A 16,832-nucleotide genomic window follows, 5' to 3' on the forward strand; every position below is an offset into this window, starting at 1 on the left:
AGGAACACACATGCAATTGAATGCCTCTGAAATCAGTACCCTAATCAAAGACCGCATCGCTGGTTTTTCTGGTGCTGCAGAGTCTGGCAGTGAAGGTACGGTCGTTAGCATCGCTGACGGTATCGCGCTTATTCACGGCGTGTCAGATGTAATGTATGGTGAGATGGTTCAATTCGACGAAAACACTTTCGGTATGGCGCTTAACCTTGAGCGTGATTCTGTTGGTGTGGTAATTCTTGGTGAATACGAGCACATCTCTGAAGGTGATAAAGTAACTTGTACTGGCCGCATCCTGGAAGTTCCAGTTGGTCCAGAAATGATGGGTCGCGTTGTTGACGGTCTAGGTCGTCCAATCGACGGTAAAGGTCCTATCAACGCTAAGATCACTTCACCAATCGAGCGTATCGCTCCTGGCGTTATCGATCGTAAATCAGTTGACCAACCAATGATGACTGGTATCAAGTCTATCGACTCGATGATTCCAGTTGGTCGTGGTCAGCGTGAGTTGATCATCGGTGACCGTCAGACTGGTAAAACTGCTATCGCAATCGACGCGATCATTTCACAGAAGAACACTGGTGTGAAATGTGTGTACGTAGCGATGGGTCAAAAAGCATCTACAGTGAACAACGTTCGTCGTAAGTTGGAAGAAATGGGTGCAATGGAAAACACAGTGATCGTTGCGGCTAACGCTTCTGATCCTGCTGCATTGCAATACATGGCTGCTTACGCTGGTTGTGCGATGGGTGAATACTACCGTGACCGTGGTGAAGACGCGTTGATCATTTATGATGACTTGACTAAACAAGCTCAAGCTTACCGTCAGATCTCATTGTTGCTACGTCGTCCTCCAGGACGTGAAGCTTTCCCAGGTGACGTATTCTATCTACATTCACGTCTACTTGAGCGTGCTGCTCGTGTAAACGAAGACTACGTAGAGCGTTTCACTAACGGTGAAGTAAAAGGTAAGACTGGTTCTTTGACTGCTCTGCCAATTATTGAAACTCAAGCAGGTGACGTTTCTGCATTCGTACCTACCAACGTAATCTCGATCACTGACGGTCAGATCTTCCTTGAAACAGGTTTGTTCTCTCAAGGTATCCGTCCTGCGGTTAACGCTGGTTTGTCTGTATCACGTGTTGGTGGTGCTGCACAGACTAAAGCGATCAAGAAGTTGGGTGGTGGTATCCGTCTTGACTTGGCACAATACCGTGAATTGGCTGCGTTTGCTCAGTTCGCATCTGACTTGGATGCAGCGACTAAAGCACAGCTAGAGCGTGGTAAGCGTGTTACTGAGTTGATGAAGCAGAACCAATATGCACCTTTGACTATCGCTGAAATGGCAGTTTCTTTGTATGCTGCTAACGAAGGTTACCTGGACGATATCGAAGTTGACAAGGTACTTTCGTTTGAAGCAGGTGTACATGCCTACCTGAACAGCCAACATGCTGATCTGGCCGCCAAAATTAACCAAAAAGGCGACTGGAATGATGAAATCGTTGCAGGTGTAAAAGCTTGTATCGAAGAATTCAAAGCTAACGGCGTTTACTAATATAAGGGGTAGGCCATGGCAGGCGGTAGTAAAGAAATACGGGCGAAAATCGCGTCCGTAACGAATACCAAGAAAATCACCAAAGCCATGGAAATGGTGGCGGCTTCTAAAATGCGTCGTGCGCAAGCCCGCATGGAAGCCACTAAGCCATACGTCGAAAAAGTGAAGAGAGTGATCTCTCACGTTGCCGGTGCACATCCTGAGTATAAGCATCCTTATACTCAGACACGTGACAAGGTTAAACGTGTTGGTTTGATCATGGTCTCTTCTGATCGAGGTCTATGTGGTGGTTTAAACTCAAACTTATTCCGTAAAGCTTTACCAATGCTTAAGCAGTGGAAGGAGCAGGGTGTTGAGGTTGAACTTGCACTGATCGGTAACAAAGCAAAAACGTTCTTCCGTTCTTATGGCGGGAATGTGGTTGCAGCGGTTTCCGATTTGGGTGATACCCCTCACATTGAGGATCTGGTTGGTACCATCAAGGTTGTCCTGGACAAGTTTGATGCGGGTCAAATCGATGAAGTCTATCTGGCTTCTAACGAGTTTGTGAACACAATGGCACAAAACCCGACAGTCCAGAAAATCGTTCCTCTTGAAGCTGAAGCGAAATCAGAAACGCATTGGGACTACTTGTATGAGCCTGATGCCAAGACAGCGTTGGATCTTCTGATGCGTCGTTATGTTGAGAGCGTGGTGTACGGTTCGGTCGTTGAGAATGCTGCATGTGAGCAAGGTGCTCGTATGATGGCAATGAAAAACGCGACGGACAACGCGGGTGAGATGATTAAAGAACTTAAATTGTCTTACAACAAAGCTCGACAAGCAGCAATCACGCAAGAGTTGTCGGAAATTGTTGCCGGTTCATCAGCCGTTTAAGTTTGAAGTTTCAATAAAAGGTTAAAGATTATGAGTGGAAAAATAGTACAAATTATCGGCCCGGTTATCGACGTCGAATTTAAAGGTGCTGCTTTACCAAAAATCTATGACGCGCTACGTGTTGATGAACTAGATCTGACTCTAGAAGTTCAACAACAAATCGGTGACAACGCCGTTCGTGCGATCGCGATGGGTGCGTCTGACGGTTTGAAGCGTGGTATGGCTGTTCGTAACACTGGTGAAGCGATCTCCGTTCCAGTTGGTAAAGCAACATTGGGTCGTATCTTTGACGTTCTAGGTAACGCCATCGATAACGCAGGTCCAGTTGAAGCAGAACAAAAGAGCACAATTCACCGTGCAGCGCCAGCTTTTGACGAGTTGGCAGCTTCTCAGGAATTGTTGGAAACAGGCGTTAAAGTTATCGACTTGATCTGCCCATTCGCTAAGGGTGGTAAAGTTGGTCTGTTCGGTGGTGCCGGTGTAGGTAAAACCGTTAACATGATGGAATTGATCCGTAATATCGCGATCGAGCACTCAGGTTACTCAGTATTTGCTGGTGTAGGTGAGCGTACTCGTGAAGGTAACGACTTCTATCACGAAATGGCTGAATCAGACGTTTTGGATAAAGTTGCCCTGGTATACGGTCAGATGAACGAGCCTCCAGGAAACCGTCTGCGTGTTGCGTTGACGGGTCTGACGATGGCTGAGTTCTTCCGTGACGAAGGTCGTGACGTTCTGTTCTTCGTAGATAACATCTACCGTTACACGCTAGCGGGTACTGAAGTATCTGCACTGTTGGGTCGTATGCCTTCTGCGGTAGGTTACCAGCCTAACTTGGCACAGGAAATGGGTCAGGTTCAGGAGCGTATCACGTCTACTAAAGTTGGTTCTATCACGTCTATCCAAGCGGTATACGTACCAGCCGACGACTTGACTGACCCAGCTCCTGCAACTACGTTCGCTCACTTGGATGCGACAGTTGTATTGAACCGTGCGATCGCTGAAACAGGTATCTATCCTGCAATCGATCCGCTAGATTCAACTTCTCGTCAGCTTGACCCACAAGTTGTTGGTCAAGAGCACTACGAAGTAGCGCGCGGTGTTCAAAAGACACTGCAACGTTACAAAGAGTTGAAAGACATCATCGCCATCCTAGGTATGGACGAGTTGTCTGAAGAAGACCGCGCATTGGTTGCTCGTGCACGTAAAATGCAACGTTTCTTCTCTCAGCCTTACTTCGTAGCGAAAGTATTCACCGGTGAAGATGGACGTTATGTTCCATTGAAAGAAACCATCCGTGGTTTCAAAATGATTCTGACTGGTGAGTTGGATGACATCCCTGAGCAAGCATTCATGTACGCTGGGGACATCGACGAAGTTCTAGAGAAATCTAAGAAATATAAAGGTTAATGAGCCATGGCAGTCACAATGCAAGTCGATATTGTAAGTGCGGAAGGACAAATCTTCTCTGGTAAAGCAGAGATGCTTTTTGCACAGGCTGCCGACGGTGAGGTAGGTATCCTACCTCACCACACCCAGTTCCTGAGCCGGTTAAAACCCGGCACAGTACGCGTTGTCAGTGGTGACGAAGAACAACATTTCTACGTCAACAGCGGCATTATCGAAATCCAGCCTAGCATGGTAACGGTTTTGGCCGACTCTGCGATTCGTGCGGCAGATTTGGATGAAGCGGAAGCCCAAGCGGCTAAGCAACGTGCTGAAGAAGCAATGGCTAACGCGAAGTCTGAAACAGACATCGCCCGTGCTCAAGTTGAGTTAGCGGAAGCGGTTGCTCAGATTCAATCGATCTCGAAACTACGCGATCGTTTGCATAAGACTGGGTTGGCGTAATCGTTAATCTTTGTGAAAAAAGCGCCTTAGGGCGCTTTTTTTTTCCATTTTGAATGGGTTTAATGTGTGTGGTTGGCGCAGTATGCAAACCTTTCGTTGCCTGATGGGTGTTGAAAGGTTTGAATATTGATTAATGCATCGTTTTAACGTTGGTAGCACAAATGAGTTTGAATGTTTTGATTTTGGCGGCCGGTAAGGGCACCCGTATGAATTCCAAATTGCCCAAGGTCTTGCAGCCGCTGGGTGGGCGCCCGCTGTTGGCGCATGTCATCAACACGGCGCAGGCATTGCAGGCGGACAAGGTCATTGGCGTGATTGGCCATGGCGCCGATGCTGTTAAACAAGCCTTTGCGGATTCTGCGGTGGATTGGGTGCTGCAAACCGAACAGTTGGGTACCGGACATGCGGTGAGTGTAGCCGCGGATCATTTAGATGACGACGCTTGCGTGGTGATCCTCTACGGCGATGTGCCGTTAATTAGCGACGCCACCCTGCAGGATTTGATTGCGCAGGTCAAGACAACGCATCCATTGGCGTTATTAACCTTGATCATGCACGATTCAACCGGCTACGGGCGCATTGTGCGCGACAGTCATTTTAAGGTGCAGGCGATTGTCGAAGAAAAGGATGCGACGCCCGAGCAGCGCCAGATCAAAGAGGTCAATACCGGCATTATGGCTGTGCGCGGCCTTGAGTTGAAAAAATGGCTCTCTCAGTTGGATAACAACAACGCGCAACGCGAATACTATCTGACCGATATTATCGCCATGTGCGTGGCGGACGGCTTTGAGGTCAATAGCGCACAACCGGCCAACGCCATTGAAGTGCTGGGCGTCAACGATAAGGTGCAATTGCAGGCTTTGGAGCGCGAATACCAGCTAGCCCAAGCGACGGCGTTGATGCGTCAGGGCGTAACGCTAGCCGATGCATCGCGTTTGGAGATCCGCGGGCATGTCACCGCCGGCAAAGATGTGTTTATTGATGTGAATGTGGTGCTGGAAGGCAACAACCAGCTTGCTGAGGACGTCACCATCGGCGCTAACTGCCATCTTAAAAACGTGATCTTAGGTCAGGGCGTCAAGGTTCAGCCTTTCAGTCATCTGGAAGACTGTGTGATTGACGCCGATTGTGTGATCGGTCCTTATGCGCGTTTAAGACCGGGTACGGAGTTGGCAGAAGGCGTGCGCATCGGCAACTTTGTGGAAACCAAAAAGGTGCGCATCGGCAAGGGTTCCAAGGTCAACCACCTCAGTTATATCGGCGATACGCTGATGGGCGAGGGCTGCAATATCGGCGCCGGCACCATTACCTGCAACTATGACGGCGTCAACAAACATCTGACCGAAATCGGCAACAACGTCTTTGTCGGCTCCGATACCCAGTTGATTGCGCCGGTGAAGGTCAACGACGGCGCGACGATCGGTGCCGGTTCGACCATTACCAAAGAGGTGCCGGCCGAGGAGTTGACCCTGAGCCGCTCCAAACAGCTGACCATTAAAGGCTGGCACAAGCCAGTCAAGAAAGGCTGAGAGCATGCGCTATTTACCTTTTTCCCCGAAAGCGTGTGATGCGCTGCGAACTAAACTGGCCGAACTGGGCTGGCCGATTGTGCATCAGGACGTGGGACAAACTGAACTGGTGGGTTACGGTTATGTGATTGTCTGGCAGAAAGAAGACGCCAAAATCACGTTGCATTACAACGACCGTCAGGGTGTCGCTCAAGCGCAGGTGGAGCTGAATGACCCGGCCTGGTCAGTTTTACAGCCGGTGGTGGAAGCCTTAAATGGCTAATGGCGCTACGCAGCCGCAGATGGGTAAATTACGCGCCTATATCGCGCTGACCCGCATAGACCGGCCTGTTGGGATTTATCTGGTGCTTTGGCCGGCCTTATGGGCATTGGTTATCGCCTCTGAGGGTGTGCCTAACCTGTGGATAACGGTGATATTTATCCTCGGCGCGATTTTGATGCGTTCTGCGGGTTGTGTCATCAACGATTATGCCGACCGCCATTTTGACGGTCATGTCAAGCGCACCTGCCAGCGTCCGTTGGCGTGCGGAGCGCTCTCTGCCAAGGAGGCGTTGCTGTTTTTCGGCTTGCTGTGTCTGCTGGCCTTTAGTTTGGTGTTGACGCTCAATAGTCTGACGGTTTGGCTCTCGTTGGGCGCAGTGGCGTTGGCGGCGCTTTATCCTTTTATGAAGCGCCATACCCATTGGCCGCAGGCGTTTTTGGGTGCGGCCTTCGCCTGGGCGATTCCTATGGCGTTTGCGGCGGTGCAGAACACGGTGCCGTGGCAGGTTTGGCCGTTGTTTGCCGCGACTTTGGTGTGGTCGCTGATTTACGACACCGCCTATGCGGTGGGCGATAAAGAGGACGATCTGAAAATCGGCGTGAAATCGACGGCGATTTTATTTGGCAGGCATCTGGTGGCCTGGACGGCACTGTTTCAGCTCATTATGCTGGCTTTGCTGCTGTGGGTGGGGCAGCTCTTTGTGTTGGGAACGGCTTATTACACGAGCTTGGCCATTGTCGCTGTTTGGTTTTTTTACGATCTGAAGCGCTTGGCGAAAGACGATGCACACATCGCCTTTAAGGTATTTCTACAAAATCACTGGATTGGGGTGATTATTCTGGCCGGATTGCTGTGCGACCCGGCCTGTTGAGTTTTTAATGACTCGTTTTCAACACTCATTATTGCAGGCTGCTGGTGCTCGGCAGTTGCAGAATCGCCTTCAGATCCAGCTGCCATTCAGCGCTGTTTAGCGCCTGTGAAAAAACCTTCCAGAGAATATTCATCAGTTGCGGCTGAAACGGCAGGGCGATGCCCGGCCCCTCTTCCGGTTCCAGATTGAGTTGCGGATTGTCGCTGTCCAACCCTTTGAAAGTGATGCGAGTCAGCAGAATTGGCGCTTCGCCTAAAGGATAGTGCGGGTCTTCGGGCGGTGTAAAAGCGCTCTCAAAATCGCTGTCGGGGGCGTTTTGTTTGGCTGCCGCCGCCATATTCAGCTTGCGCCCGCCAAACAGAGGGTCGCCGGTTTGCGGATGCTGGCCCTGTAACGCCGGAACCAGCAGCGACATATAACGGCGCGTGATCCAGGCTGAGTAGAGCTGGTCGTTGTGCGTTTTTATCTTTAAGAGTATTCTGTCTTCAAGTGCGTTATACGCCGCCTGAATTTGGGAGATCGCGTCGGACATGGTGTTTATGGATTCAAAAATAGCCAAAATGAAGGTGGCAATGTCCACCGAAGTTAAACGCTTCATTATAAACCTCTTGTTTGTTCTCGGCCTAGTTATGTTATGCGGGATAAATCTCACGCAGGCGCAAGAGAGCCAGCCGGCGCAACAGGCGCCCGTCAAACCCGAAAAAAACTATCTGCTTGAAGATGTGGAGCCGGGAAAACTCTCGAAAGGACTGGAGTATTTAGAACATTTTCAAGTGTGGTTGGGGGGCCGTTTTGAACACTCCGCCCGTCAGGTGGATGACTATTTCGGCAGCGAAGAAGGGTTTGAACGCTCCAAAGGGAATCGTTTGGACGTATTGACCCCGATGGTTTTTCATGATTCGGGGCAAATCGAGATGGCCATGAAACTGCGGGCCAAGCTGTTTTTGCCTCGTATCAGTGACCGATTGCACTTGGTTGTGACCACCGAAGACACCAGTGTCAAAGGTCAGGCGGATGATTCTTTGGCGCGTGAAATCACCGAAGAAGATGGAAGGACAGCTGTTGGCTTGCAATTGGCGCTGGAAAAATACAGTAAGCTCGCCAGTCTGTTGGACATCGGTTTAAGCTTTAAAAATATTGTCGATCCCGACCCCTATGTGCGATTGAAGAAGAACTATGAGTGGGAACATCCTTCCGGTTGGGTCACGCGTATGGGACAAACGGCCTTTTGGGAGCGTTATGAAGGCGTTGGGCTGGATTCCAAACTGGTATTCGATAAGCCGCTGGATGCTAACAATCTGTTCCGTAGTCAGACAGATGGGCTATGGCAGTATGAAGAGGGGACGTATAGTCTGACGCAGCGTCTTTTGCTTTACCATACGCAGACTAAACACACCCTGCATACCTACCAGTTGCGCGGTGATTGGGACAGCGCCGAAAGCGCCTATTATGATGCCGGCATGCATCTGAGCGGCTATGGCGCCTTCTTTAACTGGCGCGAAAGGGCTTATAAAGACTGGCTGTTTTTCGAGGTCGAGCCGGGGGTGTATTACAGTCAGGAGAACGACTTCAAGCGCGCCGACCTGACCTTGCTGCTGCTGTTGGAAATGCGCTTTTATCACACGCCCTGAATGCAAACGCTCTAATCGGTTCCGGCGCGCATCAGTTGAGTAGATCGGGTAAAAACACCTCGGTCAGCAAAAGCGGCGCTTCGTCTTGCATAAACACCGAACGGCGTGCATAACCTTTCTCTTTCAAACCTGTCTGATCCAATGAGTGCTGCAAATGCGGCAGCGCCTGCAGCGGCAGATGGCTGAAGCCAAACGGCGAGCGGCGTATTCCCGGCAGTTCAAAGAGCACCTCGCCTAAAGGTTTTTCTCCCAGTTTTTGCAGAGGTATCCAAGGATTGTGGTTGTCAAAATAGGGAATGACGGTGCGCGCATACACCCAGTTCTGGGGTGTGGATTGGCCGCATTGCAGCAGGACGCAGCGCACCCACGCCTTGTCCATTGGGTGCATGCCTAATGCGTGCGCTTCATCGAGAAGCGGGCGTTCCAGTTTTTCTGAGAGTACTCTTACGCTTAATGCCGGGCAGTTTTGCCGTAATCTGCTCGTCAGGGAATCAGGCGTGCTTAACCATGACTGTATGGTTTTGCAGGTGGTGATGCGGCGAATCAGGCTTTCCGGTTTCCAATGTGGATTATGCATAGTCGATGTAGTCGTGCGGGTTGATGGGTTCTATTTGCTCTGGATTCAGGTAGGCACGAGCATAATCCAAATAGACGCCGCTTTCAATGAACAGAGCGAAGAGTTCGGCGTCCAGATGGCAGTCATCGCGCATTTTGGCCATAATCGCCAACGCCTGCGACAGGGTTTTGGCGGGTTTGTAGGGGCGGTCGGCGGCGGTGAGCGCCTCGAATACGTCGGCAATCACCATGATGCGCTCCGGAATCGAGAGGTCTTCGGCCGTCAGCTGGCGTGGATAGCCCTTGCCGTCCAAGGTTTCGTGGTGCGTGCCGGCGTAGCGCGGGACGTTGCGGTAAATGGCGGGCAGTGGCAGTTTTTCGAGCATTTTGATGGTCATCATGACGTGTTCTTTGATTTTGAAGCGCTCCTCCTCGGTCAGCGTGCCTTTGGCAATGCTGAGGTTGCGCAACTCGCCGAGGTCGTAGAGGCAGGCGGGTACCGGTTCCTTAAAGCCGTGCGCGGCATAATCGTCATAATCGAAATGTTCTCGCGGGATGCGGTGTTCGGGCTTGTCCGCCAGCAGCGGCTCCTCGACCGGCAAGGCGCCATCCGCCGGGGTGCGGCGCTGTTCGTCTTCGGACAAGCCGAGCGTTTTGTCGAAATGGCGCAGCCAGGTGCGTTTGGCAATCTGCTGCAGGCGGCCAATGGCGGCGTCATCGAGATATTCGCCGCCGATATTGGCCTCGGCAATAAACGCAAAATCGTCGCGCAACCCGGCCTGTTGAGTTTGGCGGCGCTGTTCGGCTTGCGCTTTGTCTTCGCCGCGCAAGAGCGCTTGGTAATAGGCAATGTCGGCATCGCGCCACAGCACCTCGAAACGGGTGCGGATTTCGTGAATGCGGTTGTAAAGGGTTTCGAGTTTGGTGGCTTTGTCGACGACGTATTCGGGCGTGGTGACCTTGCCGCAGTCGTGCAGCCAGGCGCCGATATGAAAGGCGCGCAACTCGTCAGGGTCGTTAAAGCGGAAATCCTTGAAGCGCGTTTGGTTGTTATGCGTGGCTTGCAGCAGCATAAAGGCCAATTCGGGTACGCGCTTGCAGTGTCCGCCGGTATAGGGGGATTTGGCATCGATGGCGTCGGCAATCAAGCGGATGATTGCGTCCATCAATTCGGTCTGACTGCGCTCGTAAGCCTGAATGCTACGCGACATGCCGACCAAAGAATCCGATAGCCGCGCCAGCTCCTTGATCATGGTGGGAACCGCGCGCACTTCGGTAAATTGACGTTTCTCGATTTTGCGGTTCTCTTCCATGAGGGCGTTGACGGGACGGGTGATCATGCGCGCCAGCAGAAAGATGACCGGTACCAGCAGCAGGAAGATAACGCCGGCAATCAGCAGTGAGAGTTGCAGTTGCCGGCGGTAGGGTGCGGTGAGTTCCTCCAGCGGGATGAGCATGGCGATATTGATGGCGGCTTGGCCGTTGCCGTTGCCGAAGGCGGCGCGGGCAACGTAGGTTTGGCCATTCAACACCAGGCGTTGTGCGGTCTGGGTGTTGTTCTCGTGCAGTCCGGGCCGGAGTTTTTCATAGAGCTGGGTCGCGAGTCGGCGTTGGCCGTTGTCGCCGTTATCCAGAGAGTCGAGCAGCCGTTGGCCTTTTTCGTCAAACAGGAAGATGGCGCTGTTAGCGGAGGGTTTGCTGGTCTTTAAAAAAGCCTGAATTTCCTGGCTGGTATAGTCCACCGCGATGACCACGCCGGGCTTGGGCAGATATTTGGCGTAGGTGATGCCCTGCATTTGCAGGTGTTGGAAAAGATAGGGCGGTGTGCGGATGACGTCGGGGTGGTGTTGTGCCTGCAAAAACCAGGGGCGTTGATAGGGCCGGTAGTCGGTGGCTTCGTCACGGATACCCAGAAGCTGCATTTTGTCGTCAAAGAACTGGTAGTGTTTGATTTTGTAGTCGGTGTCGCGGCTGAGTTTAATGAAACCCCAGCGCGTGTTGGCAGGTGCTTTGAGTTGCGAGACCAGCACCGGCGAGTAATGCATGTTGATGACCTCGAAAAAGTCGCCGTGCAGGTTTGCCCAGTAGATCGCGTAGGCATTGATATTCTGGTTGAGAACCTGAATAAAAGGCGCTTGCAGGGAGTGTGCGCTATCGAGTTTGACCGGCCTGTCGAGATCGGGATAGGTTTCGATGATGTCCAGAAAAGCCTTGGTCTGCTCGTATTGATGGTTCTGGTAGGTTTTCAGGCCGTCGAGAATATGTTCAAACGCCTGGTCGGCGGCCTGGCCGGCGAGTTTGTCGTTGAACAGGTATTGCAGGTAGATGAGGCTGCCGGAGGTAATCAACAACAGCAGAAGGAAGTGGCTGATGAGGTTGATGCGAAACGGAACGGTGCGCATAATGGCTCCTTTGCTCGCCTAGGCGTGCTGATACTCGATTTTATGACCAATCCAACGATTCTGCAGCGCCTCGGCCAGCGCGCTGTGGTGTGCGACAATATTTTCAGCGGCCTGTTGTGCCGCGGCAATCCATTCGGCATCGCGGCGCAGGTCGGCGATACGAAATTGTAACCCACCCGTTTGACGGGTGCCGAGGATTTCGCCCGGCCCGCGGATTTTCAGATCCTCTTCGGCGATTCTGAAGCCGTCGGTGGTTTCGCGCATGATATTCAGACGCGCCTTGCCGGTTTCCGATAACGGCGGCTGGTAGAGCAGCACGCAATGGCTCTGCTTGTCGCCGCGTCCCACGCGGCCGCGCAACTGATGCAGCTGTGCCAGACCGAGGCGCTCGGCGTTTTCGATAATCATCAGGCTGGCATTGGGCACATTCACGCCCACCTCAATCACCGTGGTGGCGACCAACAAATCCAGTTCATGCTTTTTAAAGGCATCCATCACCAGCGCCTTCTGCTCCCCTTTGAGGCGGCCGTGAATCAGCCCCACGCGCAGATCGGGCCAGCGTTCGGTAAACTGGTTGGCGGTCACTTCGGCAGCCTGGGCGTGCAGCAATTCCGACTCTTCAATCAACGGGCAGACCCAATAGGCCTGCACGCCCTGCTGGCATTTGGCATAGAGATGTTCCATGACCTCAAAGCGTTTGCTGTTATTGAGCACGGCGGTTTCAATCGCCTTTCTGCCCGGCGGCAGCTCGTCGATAATCGACAGGTCCAGATCGCCATAGGCGGTCATCGCCAGGGTCCGCGGAATCGGTGTGGCGGTCATAATCAGCTGATGCGGATGCATTTCAGACAGTCTGTTTTGCCTCATTTCTGTGTTGCTTTCGGACTTCCGATGCTCATTGGCACCTTGAGCCAACTGCGCTTCGGTTTCCTCAAGCGCCTTGAACTGAGGCAAAACATCTCTGTCTGGGCTGTCTGTTGGAGGTGCCTCCCCCTCTAAGACAATCTTCTGACCTTTCTGCTGCAATGACAAACGCTGATGCACGCCAAAGCGGTGCTGTTCGTCGATAATCACCAGGCCGAGCTGATTGAAATTCACCGCCTCCTGAAACAGGGCATGCGTCCCCATGACGACCTTGGCTTCGCCCGATTCGATTTTGGCGAGCATATAGCGTTTTTCGGCGGCTTTCATTTTGCCGTTGAGCCAGGCGGTTTCGATGCCCAGCGGCTGCAACCACTCTTCAAAGGCCTGTTTGTGTTGTTCCGCCAAGATTTCGGTAGGCGCCATCACCGCCACCTGGTAGCCCGCCTCGGCCGCCTGAATCGCCGCCAAGGCGGCGACCACGGTTTTGCCGGAACCCACGTCGCCCTGCACCAGGCGTTGCATGGGATGATGGCGGCTCAGGTCGCTGCGGATCTCTTGCAAGACGCGTTGCTGCGCATGGGTGAGCGCAAACGGCAGCGACGCAATCAGGCTATTCGCCAAGCGGCTGGGCGGCAAGGAGGGAGCCAGACGGCTTTTTTCGAGTTGACGCAGCTGCTGCAAACCAATTTGGTGGCTGATCAGCTCTTCCAGAATCAGGCGTTGCTGGGCCGGATGTTTGAATTGTTTGATCAGATGCAGGTCGTCATCCGGTTGCGGCGCGTGCAGGATAAAAAGCGCCCGGTTCAGACCGGGAAGCTGATGTGCCAGCGCCTGTTCCTTGGGCAGCAGTTCGTCCAAGGGATACTGCTTGAGCAACACCAAGGCTTGTTTAATGAGTTTAAGCAGACTGGCCTGCCCGAATCCCTCGGTGGTGGGATAGGTCGGCGTCAGGGTCTGTTCCAGCGGCGGCGGATCCTGCGGGTCGATGAACTGATAGGCCGGGTGCACCATCTCATAGCCGTTAGGGCCGCTGCGCACCTCGCCGAACACCCGCAGGGTTTTGCCGCGCACAAACTGCTGCGCCTGGCGGAAATGAAAGTGGAAAAAGCGCAACGTCAGCAGGCCGCCGTCGGCGGAATGCAGCTTCACCAACAGGCTGTTTTTTCGTCCGCGGGTGAGCTGCTGCGAGAAGATTTCGCCCTCTACCTGTGCTTCCTGGCCGATAAAAATATCGCTCAAAGGCGTCAAGCGGGTCTTGTCCTGATAACGCAAGGGCAGATGAAACAGCAGGTCCTGCACGCTGAACAGACCGAGCTTATGGAGTTTTTCGAGCTGTTTGTCGCCAACCCCTTTGAGGTTTGCCAGTGTGTAGGTATCTAACATAGGTGCGATTGCTTTCAGGATTCTCAGGGATTTTATCAAAAACCCCCGGCCAACACCCGGCCTGTTGGGTTTTCATTCTATGAAGAAAGTCTGACTATGTGGTTTATGCTATGGGAGAGCCTGCAGCGCTTTTTTAAAATAGCGTATTTATCATTTGCCTTGGATCCGAAGGTCACAGGCTCTACGCCATACAAGAGACAGGTTGATGGGAACGCTGACAGAAAGCGCCTCGCTGGAGCGCCGTTATTATTTGAGTTTGCTGAGTTTTCTGCTGCTGTTGTGGAGTGTCACGCTGACCTGGTTTCATTTCGAATTGCAGATGCATTTTGCCCATGCGCCGGTGGCGCTGGTTTTGCTGCTGTTTGCCACGACATTGGGTTGGGCCAGCCGCAGTCGCTATCTGAACCGGTTGCGCCAATCAAAGCGCACCTTTAATCCGGTCTGGTTCGCATTGCTGGTGTGGATTTTGGTGCTGAACAGCGTGCTGCTGTATTACACCGGCGGTTCCATCAACCCGCTGATCCACTTGCTGCTATTGCCGTTGGTGCTGGGGATGCTGATTCTATCGGCGTTATGGTTCTGGGCATTGGCGACATCGGCAGCGGCATTGTATGGATTGCTCAATTTTGTCTATGTGCCGATCATGTCACTCAAGGTGCAGAGTTTGCAGGCGTTTTTTGCCTGGCATCTGCACGGCTCCATGCTGGTGTTTATGCTGCTGGTGCTGTTGCTGGCGATTGTGATTCTGCCGCTGAAAAGCCGTCTGGAAGCGCAGCGTATGGCGCTCGGCAAACGCCAGAATCAGGCGCTGCAAAACGAGTATCTGCTGTCGGTCGGCAGTTTGGCCTCGGCCTCGGTGCATAAACTCAGCACGCCGCTTAACAGTCTGGCGCTGCTGCAGGAGTTGCTGCAATCTGAGGTGAACAGCGAGCAGGGCAAAGCCTATCTGCACACCGCCCGCCAGCAGCTTGAGGTGTGCATGGAGGCCTTGCAGGGCTTGAGAAGACGGGCGCAGGAGGCGCTGCATAGCTCCGATAAAGGGGCCGATATTCTGACGTTTTTAAGCGATTTGCGGCAGGAGTTCGCCCTGTTGCATCCAAAAAGCGAGCTGCAGGTTCAGACCGGTCAGGTTGCCGGCGAGTTGAGGGCGGATCAGGCGCTGAAACTCGCTTTTATCAATTTGCTGGATAACGCGTCGCGTTACAGTCCGGGATTTATCCGCTTAAGCGTCACGCCCTGGAAGCAGGGTTGGCGCTTCTGTATTGAAGATCAGGGAGGGGGTGTGGCCGAAACCCATTTAAGTGAGCTGGGCGAGGGGATGGTTGAGGATTATCACGGCATCGGTATGGGCATTTTTTTAAGCCGCATGATCATCGAGCGCTTTGGTGGCGAACTGGCTTTTGAGAACACGCTCATCGAGGGAAAACAAGGGCTGCGCGCCACGGTTTATTTGCCGAATAGTCCTATGATGCTGGAGGAAACGCTATGAAGATGTCCCGCTGGTTACTGGTCGATGATGATGCCACGTTTCTGCAGGTTTTGCGGCAGGCGCTGCAGTACCGTCAAGTGGCCTGCGATCTGGCCGAAACGCCGCAGCAGGCATTGCAGCTTGTGCAAAGCCAAGCCTATGCGCGCATTGTCGTCGATTTGAATATCGACGGCGAAAGCGGCTTGAATTTATTGAAGGCGATTTTGGAATCCAGGCCCGAGAGCAAGGTGCTGATCTTGACCGGTTACGCCAGCGTTGCCACGGCAGTGGAAGCGATCCACATCGGTGCGGTCAACTACCTGTGCAAACCGGCGAGTGTCGATGAGATTATCCAGGCCTTCGAGTGGCCGGAACCGGAAGAAGGGTCTACAGCTTCCGAAAACAAACAGACTGAAGAGGATGAGGAATTTCAGCCCATGTCCGTCAAACGCTTGGAGTGGGAACACATTCAGAAAGTCTTGATGGAGCATGGCGGCAATATCAGCGCCACCGCGCAGGCCTTGAATATGCACCGCCGTACCTTGCAACGCAAACTGCAAAAACGCCCGGTGGAAAAGTGAACAGGCCGGGTATCCCGGAGATTAACCGACAATCGATACAGAATTTTGCTTATAATTGAACCGTTTTTATTAGCCATTTTTCGTCTACAAGGAGTCGATTATGAAGCGTTTTTCAGTATTAGCGGTTGCGGCGGGTTGTGCATTGAGTTTTCAAGCATGGGCGGCCACGGTGGCCGAATCGGTGGAAATCAGCGATCCGTATGTGCGCATGGTGCCACCGAATGCACCGGCCACGGCAGCATTTATGACCATTAAAAACACCGATGCCAAAGATCATGCCGTGGTCGCTGCGAAGGCGCACATCAACAAAGTGACCGAGCTGCACACCCACATTCACGATAACGGCGTGATGCGTATGCGCAAGGTCGACAAAATCGAACTGCCGGGCGGCGCTTCGACGGCTTTGCAGCCGGGTGGTTTGCATGTGATGCTGATCGGTTTGAATGAACCGGTTTCGGAAGGCCAGAAGATTCAGATCGATTTGACGTTCGATGACGGCTCCACCAAGTCGATTGAAGCGGTCGGGCGTCCGATTGTGCCGATGAAAGGCATGCAGATGGGCGGTCAGATGAATGGCGGGATGAACGCTGGCATGATGCAAGGTAAGGCACTGAGCAACGGCCGTAATCAGAACCCGATGGCATTGGTGATGCACGCCAATCCTGCGTTCCCTAACTTGACGGGTATCGCCATCAAGAATGCGGCTGAACTGGGTCTGAATGACGAGCAGATTGTCAAACTGAAAGCCTGGACGAAAGAGCATGGTGATCAGATGCAGCGTCTGTTCCAAGGTGTTAGCGCCATGGAGAAAGAGTTGATTCAGGATACGCTGGCAGGCCAATCCAAAGCGGAATTGATGGCCAAGTTTGAAAAAACCCTGGCGATGCGTAAAGAGATTGCCGAAACCAAAATCGACTGTCGTGACAATATGAAAAAAGTGCTGACGGCCGAGCAGTTCGAAAAATTGGCTTCCATCTATCCGATGATGTAATCGGCGGTTAAATCGG

15 protein-coding genes are annotated in these 16,832 nt (G+C 52.7%); 11 read left to right on the forward strand and 4 right to left on the reverse strand.

Going from position 1 to position 16,832, the window contains the following annotated elements; translation table 11 throughout:
- Positions 1 to 10: 10 nt before the first annotated feature.
- The 7 genes from atpA to ubiA all read left to right on the forward strand — a co-directional run bounded on the left by atpA (position 11) and on the right by ubiA (position 6,941).
- Positions 11 to 1,552 carry a F0F1 ATP synthase subunit alpha gene (gene atpA, locus HZ297_RS08275; RefSeq protein ID WP_178862639.1) on the forward strand — a complete coding sequence of 514 codons (1,542 nt, stop codon included), beginning with the start codon at positions 11 to 13 and terminating at the stop codon, positions 1,550 to 1,552.
- Between the two features lie 15 nt (positions 1,553 to 1,567).
- Positions 1,568 to 2,428, forward strand: a complete 861-nt coding sequence (atpG, locus tag HZ297_RS08280) for a F0F1 ATP synthase subunit gamma (RefSeq protein ID WP_178862641.1) — start codon at positions 1,568 to 1,570, stop codon at positions 2,426 to 2,428.
- Positions 2,429 to 2,455: 27 nt separating this feature from the next.
- Positions 2,456 to 3,838 (forward strand): F0F1 ATP synthase subunit beta, encoded by a 1,383-nt coding sequence (atpD, locus tag HZ297_RS08285; RefSeq protein ID WP_178862755.1) that lies wholly within the window; start codon positions 2,456 to 2,458, stop codon positions 3,836 to 3,838.
- A 6-nt stretch (positions 3,839 to 3,844) separates the two neighbouring features.
- On the forward strand, positions 3,845 to 4,279 hold the full coding sequence (locus HZ297_RS08290; protein ID WP_178862643.1) for a F0F1 ATP synthase subunit epsilon: 435 nt from the start codon (positions 3,845 to 3,847) through the stop codon (positions 4,277 to 4,279).
- Between the two features lie 161 nt (positions 4,280 to 4,440).
- Complete coding sequence (gene glmU, locus HZ297_RS08295) at positions 4,441 to 5,808, forward strand: bifunctional UDP-N-acetylglucosamine diphosphorylase/glucosamine-1-phosphate N-acetyltransferase GlmU (RefSeq protein ID WP_178862645.1); 1,368 nt, start codon at positions 4,441 to 4,443, stop codon at positions 5,806 to 5,808.
- 4 nt (positions 5,809 to 5,812) lie between these two features.
- Positions 5,813 to 6,070 (forward strand): hypothetical protein, encoded by a 258-nt coding sequence (locus tag HZ297_RS08300; RefSeq protein ID WP_178862647.1) that lies wholly within the window; start codon positions 5,813 to 5,815, stop codon positions 6,068 to 6,070.
- Positions 6,063 to 6,941, forward strand: coding sequence for a 4-hydroxybenzoate octaprenyltransferase (gene ubiA / locus HZ297_RS08305; RefSeq protein WP_246261796.1), 879 nt, complete (start codon positions 6,063 to 6,065; stop codon positions 6,939 to 6,941). Before HZ297_RS08300 ends, ubiA begins: the two co-directional genes overlap by 8 nt.
- Before the next feature lie 28 nt (positions 6,942 to 6,969).
- On the opposite strand, the gene HZ297_RS08310 is transcribed toward ubiA, so the two are convergent.
- On the reverse strand, positions 6,970 to 7,539 hold the full coding sequence (locus tag HZ297_RS08310; RefSeq protein WP_178862649.1) for a hypothetical protein: 570 nt from the start codon (positions 7,537 to 7,539) through the stop codon (positions 6,970 to 6,972).
- Between the two features lie 31 nt (positions 7,540 to 7,570).
- Here HZ297_RS08310 and HZ297_RS08315 point away from each other — a divergent pair, with 31 nt between their 5' ends.
- Complete coding sequence (locus tag HZ297_RS08315; protein WP_178862651.1) at positions 7,571 to 8,572, forward strand: hypothetical protein; 1,002 nt, start codon at positions 7,571 to 7,573, stop codon at positions 8,570 to 8,572.
- 31 nt (positions 8,573 to 8,603) lie between these two features.
- Here HZ297_RS08315 and HZ297_RS08320 read toward each other — a convergent pair whose 3' ends face one another.
- From HZ297_RS08320 to recG, 3 genes are read right to left on the reverse strand one after another with little or no spacing between them, the layout of a single operon-like run.
- Positions 8,604 to 9,149 carry a chorismate--pyruvate lyase family protein gene (locus tag HZ297_RS08320; protein WP_178862653.1) on the reverse strand — a complete coding sequence of 182 codons (546 nt, stop codon included), beginning with the start codon at positions 9,147 to 9,149 and terminating at the stop codon, positions 8,604 to 8,606.
- Positions 9,142 to 11,529: an HD domain-containing phosphohydrolase gene (locus HZ297_RS08325; RefSeq protein WP_178862655.1), complete on the reverse strand. Its 2,388-nt coding sequence runs from the start codon at positions 11,527 to 11,529 to the stop codon at positions 9,142 to 9,144. The genes HZ297_RS08320 and HZ297_RS08325 overlap by 8 nt, the downstream gene beginning before the upstream one ends.
- A gap of 18 nt (positions 11,530 to 11,547) precedes the next feature.
- The gene (gene recG, locus HZ297_RS08330; protein WP_178862657.1) at positions 11,548 to 13,776 is read right to left on the reverse strand and encodes an ATP-dependent DNA helicase RecG; all 2,229 of its coding nucleotides are present in this window, start codon (positions 13,774 to 13,776) and stop codon (positions 11,548 to 11,550) included.
- A 205-nt stretch (positions 13,777 to 13,981) separates the two neighbouring features.
- On the opposite strand from recG, the gene HZ297_RS08335 reads away from it, so the two are divergent.
- The 3 genes from HZ297_RS08335 (at position 13,982) to HZ297_RS08345 (ending at position 16,816) form a co-directional block, all read left to right on the forward strand.
- On the forward strand, positions 13,982 to 15,265 hold the full coding sequence (locus HZ297_RS08335) for a sensor histidine kinase (RefSeq protein ID WP_178862659.1): 1,284 nt from the start codon (positions 13,982 to 13,984) through the stop codon (positions 15,263 to 15,265).
- Positions 15,262 to 15,825: a response regulator transcription factor gene (locus tag HZ297_RS08340; protein WP_218644587.1), complete on the forward strand. Its 564-nt coding sequence runs from the start codon at positions 15,262 to 15,264 to the stop codon at positions 15,823 to 15,825. Before HZ297_RS08335 ends, HZ297_RS08340 begins: the two co-directional genes overlap by 4 nt.
- Before the next feature lie 100 nt (positions 15,826 to 15,925).
- Positions 15,926 to 16,816, forward strand: a complete 891-nt coding sequence (locus tag HZ297_RS08345; RefSeq protein WP_178862661.1) for a copper chaperone PCu(A)C domain-containing protein — start codon at positions 15,926 to 15,928, stop codon at positions 16,814 to 16,816.
- The last annotated feature ends 16 nt before the right edge of the window (positions 16,817 to 16,832 follow it).

The organism is Thiomicrorhabdus cannonii (assembly GCF_013391695.1).
GTDB lineage: Bacteria > Pseudomonadota > Gammaproteobacteria > Thiomicrospirales > Thiomicrospiraceae > Thiomicrorhabdus > Thiomicrorhabdus cannonii.